We start from the raw sequence: 15,079 nt of genomic DNA on the forward strand, positions 1-15,079 counted from the left end.
GTACCTACATACAGATTAAGATTGTCAGTGAGGAATTCGGACTAAAATAGGGAATTAGTTATTGGTAAACTTGTCATAGTTGCGATTATAGGACCCAAATATAAGGAAGACTACTCTTTGTTATATTCTAAATTTGTTTTTCGTTTTTGACTTTATAATTACACGAAAGAGTCATGTAACATAATCCATACCCTAAAACAGAGAAGCAGACGGCTATTACTAAAAAATCTAGTCCTTCGATATAGACTCCTCCCCCTAGAAATTTAATCTATTTCAGTTCAACATCAAACTTATAATCCGTCATAAGCTCGTACTCATGACCATACAAAGTAATTTTAGCGATATCTTCTGGATGATCGGTCTTAAACTCATAAGTGCCCTGGTGGGTTTCATAGTCCATAGCGCTCATTCTTGACGGGGAGCCTACTTGTTTTATTTTGTTACCATCCTTATCCTCAAGTTCAAAGAAGTTGTAATATATATCGTCGGCAAGTCCGCTAATCGTGTAATGCATCGTGAATTTCCCTGGACTGCGTTCAATGTCAGAAATGTTAAAAGCTAGATCCTGAATTTTAATCGAAACAGGTAGTTTTGTAAGATCTGCCTTATATAGCTTTTCCTTATCACTGTCTTTCTTACTAAATACACATCTATAAGGGATCACCGTAAGCTTTTTCGTATCATTAGGTATTCTAAACAAACTGATGGCGGTATTGAAGCTGGAATCGGTGGAGCTTCCGGAAAGAGGCTTGTAGTTCAGGCAATTTCCCTTGTCGTCAAGAATAAAGAATCCTAATCTCAAATTTGGAATTTGCTTAATATTATCGGTACCTTTCAAACTGATGATATTGCTGAGCGCACTTCTGATGACCTTAACGGAATCGACCTTGCCATTCTTAAATTCATGCACAACATTGGACTCTGTAGTTTGGGCAGCAGTGTAAATATCTTTTTCTGTAAGACCTGTGTCTATTGTCCACAGTCCGTGCACCTCTCCAACATTCCCCCCAATATTTTCAGCATCTAAAGTCAACGTATAATCTTCTTGAATTTCAATATTGGAATCTTCAAAATAATAAGATCCATAGCCCTGATAATCACCATTGTCTTTTTTTACTAAGTAGTCACTTCCTGTAGATACATGGTTTTTTGAAGGAGTGCCGTCTTTAGTGCTTACAAAACGCGGCATCAAGTCTGTACCGAGAACAGGTTCAGCGCTCCCAAATCCACCAGGCTTACTTAAATTGAAACCAACAATGAGGGTGGCTCCGTCATAAGACAAATCATTGACAGTGAGGGTTATTCCTTTGTCAGTTGTTTTTTTATTCACAACGGTTTTTTTAGTACCGCCTGTGATATCTACCTTAACGCTTTCATAATTTTTAGCTGCCGATGGATTGACAATATTCACAAGCGAATTTAGAATAGGCAGGTTCTGCCCAAAAGCGACTAATGTGCTAAGGCCCATAATACTTATACATGCTACCAGCAATAAAAAGGTCTTTTTGGGCAAATTGCGGCTCTTTTTCCTCTGTTCAAGATTTCTTAAAGTGTCATCGATTCTTGCATTTATAGACTCCGGCACAACAGAAGGGATCTCTAGTGTTGACTTCAATTCATCCCGGTCAAAGCTACTTTTCATATTTATCGTCTCCTTTTACGCCCATCAGTTTTGAAAGCTCTTTTCTAGCTCTCGACAGACGAGATTTTACAGTCCCTTGAAAAATATTAAGTATTGTGGCAATTTCTTTCACGTTAAAATCTTCGTAATAATGTAAGATGGTCACTTGTTTGAGATTCAGATCAAGCATATTAATAAAACCTAAAGTCGCGTCATCGGAAGGGTAGGTATCCGAAACTGCCTGTTCGCTTACTTTTTCAAGGGAGACAATTTTATCGGACCTTCGTGAAATTTTCTTACACTCGTTTATAAGTATGCGTATGAGCCAGGTCTTGAAAAACTCATCTTTTTTAAGGTTTCCAATATTGGTATACGCGGAAATGATCGTCTCCTGGATTGCATCGGCTGCATCGAAGTCTGATACCAAAAGGCCTTTGGCAATCCTATAAAGAGCCAGCCTGTGGCAGTCAATCAGAGCAGAAAACGCTGTTTTATCGCCTGCTTTTGCGAGTTTTACATTTGAATTATCAATTTTATTAATTTTTCGAATATCTTCAGTGAGTATCATGCTAGTCATTAATCATCCCCCAATGCTCTTTGTATTGTAACGCGATTACATCCATTAGAGTGTTTGAGATTCAAAATGGTTCACGGTTTAATAAATTCTTTTAATTTTTCAAGGGTAGATACCAAAAGGGGGGAAGAAAGATCCGAAAACTAAATAAATAAATTATCATACAGGCAAGGGCCCCAGCGTCCTTAATGGAATGCTGGGGCCCTTGCCATAATCTTCATTATAGGACTCAGAAGGAAATCAGTCCCAATAGGACGAAGACATATAAAGTTAAAATACGTCATGGGATTCGTACTGCTTGATTTGAAAGTGGGGGTGCACAATGGTTACCTATAGTGAGGGTTTAGACTGTATTGATTGGCATCAACTTTTTCATCTTTATGATGTTGTCGGACTCGTCGCAGGGTATGGAAAGAAACAAGATTTCACTAAGATTCAAAATGCTTTCGAACATAGTTATAAAGTAGTTACTGCTTGGGATAGCGACACTCTTGTAGGTGCTGTTAGAATGATATCGGATGGGATCTGTTATGGGATGATTTTTGACGTTGGCGTTTTGCCAGAATATCAGAAATTAGGTATAGGCAAAGGCTTAGTTATAGAAATACTAAAGGATAATAGCCACCTGTGCATTCATTTAACATCAACTTTTGGAAATGAGGAATTTTATAAAAAGTTAGGTTTTAAACCACATAGAACAGCTTTGGCGAAGTATCCATATGAATCTGAATATTTAATTGGCTAAAGAGCTGCTAAATTAATTACATTCTCGGGGACAATATTTAATGAGTTAATTCCTCACGATTAACTGTTTGTGGTACTCGTTCCAACCATCCATACTCAATCATTACATCTACTCCATCCTTACTAAATTCCAAGATTTCTACCATGAGACGGGTAAAGTCCGAAACAATATCTTTTCTTGAGTTATTTGTTAGTCCGATACCATAAGCCATTATAATACGGGCCATCGCTATTGTTGTATGAAACATCATCAGTCTGTCACTATATGGAGATTGTGTAGAGTCTGTAATGAGGTCATTAAGAATTTCTGATTTAGGTAAATCATCTTTTTCTAATAGAGAACCCAGTACTTCTAATTGTTTATCAGCCATTCTAACCCCACGGTAAAAATGATTCCTTACTTTATCTATTTTTGTGACCTGGGCAAAACCTTGTTTTAGTGTTCTCATTGCAGTTTTAAAATCAATGACATTAAATATATTACTAATCTCAACTGTGTTTAACGATCTATCACTTTTTCCGAAGAACGAGCCATAATAGCTTTTATCATGTACATATTCTACGCGATCTGGAAGTTCAATGTAAGGTGACTTTGAGAAAAGACCTTTTTCTAAAAGAACTTCATCTGTTTTTTTGAATAACCTGTTTAGATTTTTCAATAAATCTAGAGAATAGGTCTTTTATATCAGAACGTGACGAATCACTAAAAGCTAAAGTATGATTGATTAATATATATCTTTGCATAAGTTTTGTATATCTTACAGAAAACTCCTCACTAAACAACTCCGGAGCATTAATATCCACGTCTTTCTCACCAAAACCATCAGGAATTTGGTGATGGATCGAATTAAAAATTTCCTCTAAAGCATTTATATTCTGGGTTGATGTGTCCAGGGCAAGTTGCAAAACATTATGGAAATCAGGGTCTTTAGAGTTGGAAACCATGTGTTTTAACATAGCTACTGACATGCATTCAGCCATATATGTTACCCAAAGATGATTAATTTCAGAGGATGTTGGTTTGATGTTGAAAATATTGTGTTGGACAGCAATGAAGGGATCTTGTTCAACTTGGCCTTGTTTAGCTTCTTGCATATTGTTCATCTTTCAACCTCCTAAATCGTTACATTTAATGGTAGGCGATTACTTCTTGATTTTGATCGTTATTTTCTAATCCAAAGTAACTTGTCTCAATTTGTTCTTTTGGCAGTTGATCTAGTTTGTTTTTAGAGGCAAATATTCTGGAATCGGCCAGGGTAACCATAGCCTGAGCAGATGCTAGACCAAATAATGAATTGTTAAATATCGCTGAATAATGGGTTTTAGACTTAATGGGTCGTTTAAATAGCTTGAGTTTTTGACCGCCCGCATACAATATGCCCCAAGTACACATCCCACCTAAAAGTCCTTTAATTAGATGGTGATCTTTGCCGGTTAATTTTAGAATAAGCATTATTGGTAAACCAAAAAACGTACCCACTATTGATTTATACTGAAACCTGACCCCACTCTTTCATTGAATATTGACCCCCTCGCAATAAAAAGATATCCTTTCTCGGTCAGCAGGAATTACATAGAGAAAGGATATCTAGGGGGAGAATGAAAGATGTGCAAGACTGGATCGCAGTAAAACGACTATACCGGAGCGGCATGAAAATCAAGACTATATCAAGACAGTTGGGGATATCCAAAAATACCGTCAAAAAGCTTATTAAACTTGAAGAAGAACCCAAATATATGAGGTTTGTAAACACGACAAAAATCGACGGCTATAAAACTCAGATTAGAAGGTGGTATCTAGAACCAGAATTTAATTTCATTGGAACTCGGATTTTTCGAGAGCTTAAACTTCTAGGTTATACCGGTAGCATTGGTCCGGTTTACAGATACCTTACTATTCTTAAGGATGAAAAGCGCAAAATTAATAGCATTGCTACCGATAGAATAGAAACACCTCCTGGGGATCAAGCTCAGTTCGACTGGGCTGAGTACACTATTGTAGTCAACCATCAAATTACAAAAGTCTATTGTTTTTCTATGATCCTTTCATCAAGCAGAGTAAAAGACATCGTGTTTTCACTTACAGTCGATGGAGATGCTATCTACGAAGCCATTCAAGATCTTTTAGCTCATTTGGAGGCGTTGCAAAAGAACTTCTGATTGACAACCCAAAGGCTCTAGTCATTGAGAATAAACAAGGTCTTCCCCCAAAATTCAATATTGATGCCTTACGATTGGCCACCCATTTAGGAACTGAATTAAATGCCTGTAACCCTTACAGGGCTCGAACGAAGGGCAAGGTAGAAAAGCCGTTTCAGTACATCGAAGAGCAATTCATCAAAGGGAATTCCTTCACGTCAATGGACGAACTTAATGCTAAAGGAAAAGCCTTTATGAAGGAATGGTGCAAAGTAATGCATACAACCACTCGGAGAATTCCTGAAGAAGCCTTTCGAGAAGAAAAAGAATGTCTTCTCCCTTTACCAGCAAAACGTTTTGTGAGAGTTCAGCCTGAACCACGTAAAGTAAGCCCGGATTCATTGATTAGTGTAAAAGGTAATAAATACAGTGTTCCCGTAGCCTATGTAGGAAAAACGGTCAAGTGTCGTATCGTCTACGGCTACAAGCTCCTCATATATGACAAGAAAGATCATTTCATTGATTATTATGAGTTAAGGCGGGGAAACCATGAAGTCACACGTAATGATCTCCACTATAAAGAGATTCAGACAAAGGTTCCAAAATCTATCCCAGAGATTAGAAGACGATTTGTCACAACCTTCGAAAGGGGCGCGGAATACCTTGAAAAATCGGCTTCGGTGATCGAACAATCCAGCTATCATGCGAGACAAATCTTAAAGCTACAGGAGCTTTACACAATATCCATACTCAATCAAATCCTTGGTTATTGTATCGACCATAATATTTATACCATCGATGGGATTAAAGAAATCTTAAAAAATAAATCTCTAGAGATTTTAGTTGAAAGTATGGGCCGTGAGGTTGCAGCGGCTACCACGGAAAATCCGGGACTGACAAGAGCTTTATCCTACTATGGAGGGGTCAATTTTGAGTGTGAATCTAGCAATGGATAAGGAGGATCAGTACATTTATTCCATACTCAAGCAATTTAAACTGGTAGATATTCGTGAGAATTACGTTGATCTCATTGAAGAGGCGAAGAAAGAGCAACTGGACTACAAGCAATTTTTGCTCCACATTCTTCAGCATGAGGAACAAGGAAAGAAACGTCGGATGATCGCTAAGCTTATTAGAGAAGCTCACTTTGAGAAAGAGCAAGCCTTAGACGAATATGACTTTAGTTTTCACAATTTCCAACATATGAAGAAGATACAAGAGTTATCGACTCTGGAATTTCTAGATCGAAAAGAGAATATTATCCTCATTGGTCCGCCAGGCGTTGGAAAGAGCTGCATTGCTACAGGACTTGGAATAAAGGCTTGTGAAGCCGGAAAGAGGGTCTTATTCGTTAATGCTGTAGAATTCATTGCCGAATTAGCAGCCCAAGCAACTCAGGGAAAATTAAAGCTTCTATTTAAAAAGCTTGCACGAATTCCTTTAATTGCGATCGACGAGCTAGGTTACCTAAAAATGGACAAAGAAAAAGAGAGCTTATTTTTTCAATTTATCCGCCACAGATACGAAAAGAATGCTCTCATCATAACGACTAACTTACCGTTAGACCATTGGGACGAAGTATTTACCAGCCAGCTTGCAGCGACTGCAATCTTAGACCGATTAGTCCATCACTCCCATATCGTCAGTATAACGGGTGATAGCTATCGTGTAAAGGGAAAGAAGAAAGGGATTAATTTAAATGAAAAATCTCGCTAACACCCATTTCGATCAATACGTTGAGCTATTTAATTCCCAAGGTAAAGTGGCTGCCATCGAATATATAACCCAGGAGTGTAACATGGATTATTTAGCATTTCAGAGGAAACTGCGAAGTAAATCCAACTATGTTTATGATCGTGGTGCCAAGAAATATCGAGTTCGAGACAACGAGGATCAATTTATGAGCTTAGAGGAGTTATGTACTACTAAGGTGACCTCTACAAAAATGGAGATCAAAGCCAACGCTAATCGGGATAAGTTAATCTTTGATACGATTGTTATTGACCTAATGAAAGACCGGCTATCAGAAATTGCAAAATATATTGTCTTTGAACAGAGTTCAAAGGAGATTCATATTAACTCTGAACGCCTACAGCGCGATGGTTACACTTTAACAATCAATTGAATTTGGGGGTCAAATTTGGATGAAAAACTGACCCCTTTTATCCAATAGTATGGGGGTCAGTTTTGAGTGAAATTTTTATGAAAAAGGGGTCAATTTTCATTGACAATCAACACCCACTCCTATATGAAGTATTTCTCCTAAAATGTAATTTTCTTTTCTGTTTACTCGTTTTGGCGAAAAAAAGAATTGACCTGTAATTTGAGGATATACTACTTCCGTTTTCTTGACTTTGTAAATTAAAGTATTTGATATCTCCATACAGATCGTGCCTATCAGCCCAACCAACATTCCAATAACAATTGAATCTTGCATTTTTCCTATTCGCTTAAATATCATGCTCAGCCCTCCTAACTCAGTTAATTTCTCCAAATTCAAACATACTAGACTGGAATAATCTTCATGTTATGGTTTAAACTCAAAATAATTTACGCAAAATGACTCGCAAATAATAATCATAATGCCCCTGTTAGACGCTGAAATATTGTTTTGAATTACCACATCGTCAGATGACGATAAATTTCAGTTGGCACTAAACCGTTTTACGCAATTAGCATACTTCGTAAAATTCTTACTTTTACATTATCATTCACACATACGGTTGCCTCCCTGTTCCTTGATGATGGAGAAGCTGTAACAAACGTCAGCGAGCTTCTAGGACATGCCAAGAAAAGCACGACGTTAGATATTTACGGGCATAGCACTCCTGAGGGCAAGGTTAGAGCAGTTGCCCGGTTAGGTAATATTATTCTTAAATCAGTCAATTAAAGCGCTGAGGGTTCCCTCAGCGCTTCTCATTTTCTTATTAAAACTCTGGTTGTCGTCAAATTGTCGTCAAACGGAGCTAGTAAGGCTTTAGTAGTTAAATCAAAAAGCACTGCAATCCCTTGCAGTGCCTTACATTTCTTATGGAGCGGACGACGAGATTCGAACTCGCGATCCTCGGCTTGGGAATTCGATCCCTATGGTTTTGATTAATTTTCAGTTAATGCAAAGTCCTTTATTTATGGGCTTTTTGGACTGTTCTATGAAGTTTATCTTTCTATCTTATCTCACCCTTTTTTGGCGTGGTTGCAGTATAAATTACAGTCAGGATCTTAAAGGGAGTTTTTTGTAGGGGTGAGTGGAGGCGAACCGTACCGTCTGAAATGTACAAAATTATTAACCAATTATAGACGTAACTCAATACGGACTCAACGGTAGTTATTCTATTTGTATCTATTATGACTAGTACATAAAAAACTAATTCAGGTCACTTCCAAGATACGTACCTTTGCTAAAAAACATTGACATTCGACACAACAGGATAGAATATGTTACCCTGTTGTGGGCGGCCATTCTTGGGTTTATGCAAAAGTTCCCTTGCTCCTGATTATTTAAATGCGCAAAAAAATAAACTCATCCCTGCTAAAACGGAAGCTGGGAAAAGCCTATTGCTAAATGTGCCAGCCTCACCAAAAGTAAGCGAGGAAAGCTTTGTTTCAATTAATTATAAGCTATTTGACATAAATGTCAATACAAATATAAATAACCGCCCCATAAGGGGTGGTTATGGGATCGCCAGCCCTGCTAAAATGGAAGCTGGGGAAACGTCCTATTACAGTATTATTCATCGCTATCCATTTTATACCAAAGATACGTTCAATTATTTAATATACAATTCTTGATGTCAATGTTCTAGTACATTGTTAACTACTGTAGAGAATTGTTACAAAATTTGCTAAAATATTAAATAAAGTTCTCTATAGGAAGGTCCGGGTGTCTTCATGCAGGATTTTTGTCTGTATTTTGATGAATCGAATAAGTTAGACGAACGAAAAGTCTTTTCCTATTATGGTGCATATGGTGGAACAGCAAATGTCATTAAAGAACTAAACAAGGAAATCGAATCAATTTTTTATACACTAAACACCAAAAGTGAACTTCACTTTAGTCAATACAATCACGATAAACATTTAAAGAAGTATTTTCTCGCATTATCTACCGTTCTTAATAATCCTAATCCCAAGTTTAGAATCTTTATTGTAAATAACAAAGATGCTCTACAACTTGCCAAAGATTTAAATATTAATATATTTGAACTTCGCAGTCTTTTTTATATTAAAATTCCTGAACGCTTATTCTATGGTATGCTGAGGGATTTCCAAGAAAGTTCTAGGATAAACATCTTTGTAGATGAAAGCAGTGAATATGATAAGCTCGATTTATTTACTAAACTTAGAGATCAAGTAAACGCTCATTCAGCTTATCGTAAGAAGAATTATATCGTCAAAGAAGTTCAAAGCACTAATTCTGAAGATTGTTTGAATGTCCAAATTGCCGACGTTTTGATGGGTATTGTAGTATTTTTGATGGAAAAAACTTATCGTAATCATTCCAACACTTCGACAATTAAAAGTGATTTAATTTATAGACTCCTTATGGTAGGAAACAACCTTTTAAATTTCCAACAGAAAATTATTATTTATAGATGGGACGAAAATACACCTAACCCGACAAAAGTCCCATTAAGCGAGTATGTTTCTGAATTTATAATGTATAAAGCTGTCTATGATTCGAATGAAATATATAAATTACAAAAACTTCTGCTAGAAAACCAAGACTTATCAACCAAGGATTGTAGACTAAAAATGGGATATCCAAATACGCAACTACAAATGCTATTTGGATACAAAAATGAAATAGAGGGTAAGGGCAGAAACTATTCGTTAATATCTACTTCTGCACCCTCTGACCCTATTTCTTCATAAATGCAATAGGATACAAAAATAGCGTATAACACGGAAAAACTCCGCCTCATATTTGGCCTGTATTGAGTTAAAAAGAGGGGGCGAATATTATTCTACCCTCTCCTCACTATCCAAGTTTTCAGTGCAAATTATGACCCTGTCCTGGCCTTTTACATTTTTAAGCTTAATTAATAAATTCCTGTTCAACTCATAGAGCATTTTAAAGACTGGATCCGTTTCCTGTTCAATCATTTTAGCGTAATTAGCTATGCGTTCATCGATAGTGTGCCGGGGATCCTTTGGCTAATTTTCGTTTCTGCCCGATATCAGCATGAGGGATCAGATCGAATAGCCCTGACGTAAACCGACCGATGCCACCCTAAGTTAAGTTACCCCCCCATGCCATATTGCCTATACCTAGTGCAAGGAAAATGCGTTCACTACTTTTTAAACACGACCCTTCACCATTCTATCGGAGGCACTGGCTACTTCTTAGTACAACAATGAACGAATAAGGGCCACCCCATTGACTAAATAGCAAAATATGAAAAGTTGGTTTAGGGTTTATAATATTTCTTTTAGAAAAAAATCGACCCCCTTTGGTTCACAAACCGAAAAAAATCTCTCAAGGCTAAAACTGGCGTACGAAATTTTATACAAATTTCCATTAATATCCTAATGAAATTATTTTTAGGACATGTTATTCTGTAGTCAAGGGAAATTTGATTCCCGATGTTTCAAAATTAAAAGTAAAAAAAGATGGTATTCACACTACCGTCATCGAGATAAACGAGGCGAGTATTTCCGATGGTTCGCCACCATCATCGAAGGCAGTGTTTCCGATGGATTTGCCGACCATCAGCGAGGGCTATGTTTTAGATGGACTTGCCAACCATCAGCGAGGCTATGTATTTAGATGATTAGCCATCATCAGCGAGGTGTGTCAATAATTTGACACATCTTTTTTGCGTCTAAAAACAAGGAGGTAATTTTATGCAACAAACAGACTAAGAATGGATTTGCGACACAATTTAATAGGTGCAGTTTATTCCCGAAGTTTAATTTAGTCACTAAATCTCTTACTTTATTATGAAAGGATGCTAAAAATGCAAACACTTAATAATCAATTAAATAGTAGCTTACAGGAATTTGCTTTCCAGAACCACAACGTGAGGATCATCATCAAAGACGGTGAACCTTGGTTTGTTGCCAAGGACGTTTGTGATGTTCTTGAATTATCTGACACAAGGAGAGCAGTTGAACGGCTGGACGAAGATGAACGGAGTTTAACTCCACTCATCGATTCAATCGGACGAAGCCAACAATTATATATTGTGAACGAACCTGGACTCTACTCCCTGATCCTTCGTAGCCGTAAGCAAGTGGCAAATCAGTTTAAACGATGGGTTACTCATGATGTCCTTCCTAGTATCCGTAAAACAGGTTTGTATTCAATACAACAACACGCTCAACAACAACTGCCAGCACCCAAAAACTATAGAGAAGCAATGCAAGTTATTGCAGATTTATTTCCCAAAGCTCAAGCTTTTGAAGAGTTTCTCTCTGTGGAAAATGCCTGTACTATAAGAAATGCAGCAAAATATTTTGGGATTGGAGAAAAGCATTTTAAAGATTTGTTAAAAGAGCAGAAACTTTTTGTAAAAGATGGTACTGCTCCATTGCAAAAATATATCGACCGTGGTTATTTCAATATAACTTTTGCACCTAGAACTTTTGGAGGTAAAAAATATATCTTCCCAGTTATCTTAATTACCCCCAAAGGTTTGATGTACTTGAGTAAGAAATTTAATCTAAAACCTGCTTGCACTCCTGTATTGCCTTATTCCCCAGATTTAATTGCCTAATATTTTTTCATTAATGAGGGGATTGACCGGATAAACCCGGCGGTCACCTCCGCAATTTCACGAAGGAGTGTTTGGTTGACACTTCATTCGAAAATAAAGTTGGGGGGTCATTTTCATTAAATGCAATTATCCACTGGCAGAACAACAAAATCAAAAGAATTTTTTGATGCCATTTTCGGAAAAGAAGCAATCAATTTTAACTGCATTAATTATAAAACTGGAAGAACATCACCCCCCATTAACGGACTCTATAATGAAAATACCCTTAATGTTCTTGAGCAGTACAATAGCCAGGATTACGAGATTTACTTTGTCGTTAACGGTGGGGGCTATAAGAACCGTGACATTATCAAGATAAATGCCGTTTTCATCGACCTTGATTGTCCTAAAGTTAACGGTCAGCTACCGTCATTAAACGATGTAAACGAGTTTAAACTTCAATCGATGGATGCCATTCGAGAGTTTCAGCTAAGTCCATCAATTATCGTTGAGTCTAGAAATGGTTACCACGCTTACTGGCTTCTCCATGAAGGGGCTACGATTGAACAGTTTAAAGAATGTGAAGCTAGACTTGTTAAGCAGTTTAATGCAGACCCCAAAGTACAGAAGCCTTGTAACTTAATGAGAGTACCAGGATTTTACTGGTGTAAGGACGTTAATAACAAGTTTTTGGTAGAGATTATTGAGCTTAATAATCATAGATATAAAGTTGAGGACATTCTCAATGCTTTACCAGAAGTGGAAATCGTTGATAGGGATTTTCGTACCAACAATAATCACGAATGTATAACCCTAGTGGTTATTGATGGTACTAATAACCCTCAACCTACCAACGATAATATTGAGTTAATCAAGACTCTGAACGTCCAAGCGTTACAACAATTACTAACCCCTAAACCGATAACGCTTCCCAAAGATGAAGTGTGGGACTACCTGAAGAAGCAACCCTTATATCAATTCTTAGGAGTAACCGAAAAATCATTCCGGTGTCTTATCCACGAAGATAATAACCCCAGTGCAGGCATAATTGTCAACGAAGAATCCGGCCATCATATCTACTGTTGTGGCAGCAGTAACTGTGACTTCAGAGGAACAATAATTGATGTAACCGAACGTCTAATAGGTCTCAATCTATTTAACACGCTTAATTTCCTAAGGAAGGTTTATAAGATTGAACTAGCAGAAGCAGAATGGGGAAAGAATCATAGAGAAACCTTGGAACGCAACCTGGAACTTATAAACGGACAAACTATTCACGAACTCTATCCAGAGGTTTACAAGTTGGTAAAAAACTATCTGCCACTCATTGACACTCTCCACCAAATTGCAAAACAGCATATCTACACTGAAACATTCTCTGAATCATCTGGTAGGCCAGTATTCTTTGTGAGTATACGGGAACTTGCACGGAAGTTGAAGAAGGACAGTAAGAATATATCCGTTCAACTAGCAGCATTAACTTACTTGGGCTTAGTAAATAAACTTTCGGAAGAAGAAATACCAGAACCTTTCCTGAAACGGGCAATCGATGAAGCCACTAAGCACAACCACAAATACTTGGTAGGATTTTATTCTATCCCATCCTATGACAGTGAATCATTGGCTTTCATCACAACCAAAGCAATCGAATTTAAAACGAAGGGCTTCACCATGAAAGGCTTTAGTAGACACATGTTGCTGCTTTCCCTTGGCGAATCCGAAGCTAACCGAATATTCCCTCAAATGGCTGGAAAAGCTATTCCTCAACTCAACGAGGAAGTGACTTCTAAAATGGAACGAGTGGCCCTTCAAATGATCCGTCAAAAAGGGTGGACTACAGAGAAAGAGATACTAGAACAAATCGAGCTTCATTTTCGAGGACAGCAGAGGTTTAAAGAGACTCAGATAAAGAGAATGCTACCAGACATGTATGACAAATATCTTCTGAAACGTGTACCACTGAACAATGAACTAAAGGAGAAGTTTGGAATAGATTGCATAGGCTTTCCGAGAATAATTATAGATATTGAAACTGCTTAAAATGATAGACGGAGTGTTCTTGTAAAATTTGTTGAACACTCCATTTTTATTTTTAAGCCTGCAACCGAATTGCAAATGACAAACCCTAATAAAATTAATATCAATTGTCTAAACAAATAGTAGCAACCGTCCAATATCGTCCTCCAGTTTTGCTGGGCGTATGATTTGGCATTTCTTACAGATGTTAAAATAAAGAGAGCCACCCCGTAAGGTAGCCCATCAAATTATTAACGCTTTAACTTCCTCATACGTTCTTGCCTCTGAACAATAGAATTTAGTGGTGAGGCAATGGTATGCTGTTCTCGCAAATCTTGCGATGTTAGTGCCACGTACCTTTTTGTAACCGTTAAATCAGTATGCCCCAATGTCCTTTGTAGTGCCAAAGCATGCCCACCGTTTCTTAAAAACATTAAAGCGAAGGCGTGGCGAAGATCATATGCTGAAATCTTAAAGCCTAGTTTTTCTCCATATCGGCGTAACCTTAATGTCCAAGCATGAGTATCCATAGCTTTTCCTTCGGAGGAAGCAAAGAGCGGAGCATTACCCCAGCTTTCTGGACGTACGGAAAGAAGCTTTCTAATACCGTCCACAGTTAGTGGAAGCAAAGGTAATGTTCTGCTTATTCTTGTTTTAGCAATTGAGGCAGGAATGTGCACTTCCATCCCACGCAGATTAAAATGTTCAGAGAGCAATGCTAGTGCCTCCTTTGGCCTAATCCCCGTATCGATCGTCAGGCACAGCAGCACATAGTCACGTAACCCTGAATATGTTCTACGATCGAAAATGGCGATCAATTGTTTGAGTTTGATCTCGTCTATTTCTCTTACCCTTGGCTCTTCCCTACGTTGTGGAATGCCATCAACAGGGTTTGCGGTCAATGTGCCTTCTTGTACCATCCAAGTGAAAAAGCATTTTAGATACTTACGTCTTATATTGTGTGTCGCCGGAGCTAAATGATTTCCATTGGCAAAATAATGAATGACTGCCTTCTTGACTATGGCATAATCCCCCCACCCCTCATGGAACTCCTTAAAGAAATGTCCTAGATGCCATTCGTAATCTTTTATCGTGCGTTCAGAAACACCCTGAGCTAGTTTAAACAACGTAAAGTCCTTTACACACTCTTCTCGCGTTAAAAATTTCTTTCCATCAATTCGTCTGAGCCTTGCCATTTAACATCACTCCTGCAAAATATTTTCTTTGCAAGAAATAGGCGTTAACTGAGCCTCGGCGTAGTCAAAATCGCCTAGTCCGAGATACCACGTT

General features: G+C 37.7%; 18 protein-coding genes. 10 read left to right on the plus strand and 8 right to left on the minus strand.

From position 1 onward, the window contains the following. Positions 1-268: 268 nt before the first annotated feature. Positions 269-1,642, minus strand: coding sequence for a DUF4179 domain-containing protein (locus DOT_RS13555; RefSeq protein ID WP_009619619.1), 1,374 nt, complete (start codon positions 1,640-1,642; stop codon positions 269-271). After that, positions 1,632-2,198, minus strand: a complete 567-nt coding sequence (locus DOT_RS13560) for a sigma-70 family RNA polymerase sigma factor (RefSeq protein ID WP_009619620.1) — start codon at positions 2,196-2,198, stop codon at positions 1,632-1,634. Before DOT_RS13560 ends, DOT_RS13555 begins: the two co-directional genes overlap by 11 nt. Before the next feature lie 319 nt (positions 2,199-2,517). On the opposite strand from DOT_RS13560, the gene DOT_RS13565 reads away from it, so the two are divergent. Beyond that, a complete protein-coding gene (locus DOT_RS13565; RefSeq protein WP_009619622.1) occupies positions 2,518-2,940 on the plus strand; it encodes a GNAT family N-acetyltransferase in 423 nt (140 codons plus the stop codon). A gap of 37 nt (positions 2,941-2,977) precedes the next feature. Here DOT_RS13565 and DOT_RS31850 read toward each other — a convergent pair whose 3' ends face one another. Genes DOT_RS31850 through DOT_RS13575 form a run of 3 tightly spaced genes read right to left on the minus strand, consistent with a single transcriptional unit; the run spans position 2,978 to position 4,392 of the window. Next, positions 2,978-3,598, minus strand: coding sequence for a DUF3231 family protein (locus DOT_RS31850; RefSeq protein ID WP_009619623.1), 621 nt, complete (start codon positions 3,596-3,598; stop codon positions 2,978-2,980). Next, positions 3,561-4,043, minus strand: coding sequence for a DUF3231 family protein (locus DOT_RS31855; protein WP_009619625.1), 483 nt, complete (start codon positions 4,041-4,043; stop codon positions 3,561-3,563). The genes DOT_RS31850 and DOT_RS31855 overlap by 38 nt, the downstream gene beginning before the upstream one ends. A gap of 25 nt (positions 4,044-4,068) precedes the next feature. Then, entirely contained in the window at positions 4,069-4,392 is a 324-nt protein-coding gene (locus tag DOT_RS13575; protein ID WP_139024208.1) for a hypothetical protein, read from the minus strand. Between the two features lie 155 nt (positions 4,393-4,547). On the opposite strand from DOT_RS13575, the gene DOT_RS13580 reads away from it, so the two are divergent. The 4 genes from DOT_RS13580 to DOT_RS13595 all read left to right on the plus strand — a co-directional run bounded on the left by DOT_RS13580 (position 4,548) and on the right by DOT_RS13595 (position 7,203). Next, positions 4,548-5,099: a helix-turn-helix domain-containing protein gene (locus DOT_RS13580; protein ID WP_157998459.1), complete on the plus strand. Its 552-nt coding sequence runs from the start codon at positions 4,548-4,550 to the stop codon at positions 5,097-5,099. A 74-nt stretch (positions 5,100-5,173) separates the two neighbouring features. Further along, positions 5,174-6,034, plus strand: a complete 861-nt coding sequence (locus DOT_RS13585; protein ID WP_040412180.1) for a hypothetical protein — start codon at positions 5,174-5,176, stop codon at positions 6,032-6,034. Then, positions 6,015-6,794 carry an IS21-like element helper ATPase IstB gene (gene istB, locus DOT_RS13590; RefSeq protein WP_242833834.1) on the plus strand — a complete coding sequence of 260 codons (780 nt, stop codon included), beginning with the start codon at positions 6,015-6,017 and terminating at the stop codon, positions 6,792-6,794. Before DOT_RS13585 ends, istB begins: the two co-directional genes overlap by 20 nt. Then, positions 6,778-7,203 (plus strand): hypothetical protein, encoded by a 426-nt coding sequence (locus DOT_RS13595; protein ID WP_040412181.1) that lies wholly within the window; start codon positions 6,778-6,780, stop codon positions 7,201-7,203. Before istB ends, DOT_RS13595 begins: the two co-directional genes overlap by 17 nt. Positions 7,204-7,299: 96 nt before the next feature. On the opposite strand, the gene DOT_RS13600 is transcribed toward DOT_RS13595, so the two are convergent. After that, positions 7,300-7,539, minus strand: coding sequence for a hypothetical protein (locus DOT_RS13600; protein ID WP_009619638.1), 240 nt, complete (start codon positions 7,537-7,539; stop codon positions 7,300-7,302). Positions 7,540-8,540: 1,001 nt separating this feature from the next. On the opposite strand from DOT_RS13600, the gene DOT_RS13605 reads away from it, so the two are divergent. Continuing rightward, positions 8,541-8,867, plus strand: coding sequence for a hypothetical protein (locus tag DOT_RS13605; protein WP_040412184.1), 327 nt, complete (start codon positions 8,541-8,543; stop codon positions 8,865-8,867). A 99-nt stretch (positions 8,868-8,966) separates the two neighbouring features. After that, the gene (locus DOT_RS13610) at positions 8,967-9,950 is read left to right on the plus strand and encodes a DUF3800 domain-containing protein (protein WP_009619646.1); all 984 of its coding nucleotides are present in this window, start codon (positions 8,967-8,969) and stop codon (positions 9,948-9,950) included. A gap of 87 nt (positions 9,951-10,037) precedes the next feature. Here DOT_RS13610 and DOT_RS31410 read toward each other — a convergent pair whose 3' ends face one another. Then, the gene (locus DOT_RS31410; protein WP_009619647.1) at positions 10,038-10,181 is read right to left on the minus strand and encodes a hypothetical protein; all 144 of its coding nucleotides are present in this window, start codon (positions 10,179-10,181) and stop codon (positions 10,038-10,040) included. 470 nt (positions 10,182-10,651) lie between these two features. Between DOT_RS31410 and DOT_RS29735 the strand changes: the two genes are divergently transcribed. The 3 genes from DOT_RS29735 to DOT_RS13620 all read left to right on the plus strand — a co-directional run bounded on the left by DOT_RS29735 (position 10,652) and on the right by DOT_RS13620 (position 13,813). After that, positions 10,652-10,849 carry a hypothetical protein gene (locus tag DOT_RS29735; RefSeq protein ID WP_009619648.1) on the plus strand — a complete coding sequence of 66 codons (198 nt, stop codon included), beginning with the start codon at positions 10,652-10,654 and terminating at the stop codon, positions 10,847-10,849. Between the two features lie 186 nt (positions 10,850-11,035). Next, positions 11,036-11,794: a phage antirepressor gene (locus tag DOT_RS13615; RefSeq protein ID WP_009619649.1), complete on the plus strand. Its 759-nt coding sequence runs from the start codon at positions 11,036-11,038 to the stop codon at positions 11,792-11,794. Positions 11,795-11,914: 120 nt separating this feature from the next. Beyond that, positions 11,915-13,813 (plus strand): hypothetical protein, encoded by a 1,899-nt coding sequence (locus tag DOT_RS13620; RefSeq protein ID WP_009619651.1) that lies wholly within the window; start codon positions 11,915-11,917, stop codon positions 13,811-13,813. Between the two features lie 227 nt (positions 13,814-14,040). Here DOT_RS13620 and DOT_RS13625 read toward each other — a convergent pair whose 3' ends face one another. Beyond that, complete coding sequence (locus DOT_RS13625; RefSeq protein WP_009619652.1) at positions 14,041-14,985, minus strand: tyrosine-type recombinase/integrase; 945 nt, start codon at positions 14,983-14,985, stop codon at positions 14,041-14,043. Positions 14,986-15,079: the final 94 nt, after the last annotated feature.

The organism is Desulfosporosinus sp. OT (genome assembly GCF_000224515.1).
In the GTDB taxonomy this organism is placed as follows: Bacteria; Bacillota; Desulfitobacteriia; order Desulfitobacteriales; family Desulfitobacteriaceae; genus Desulfosporosinus.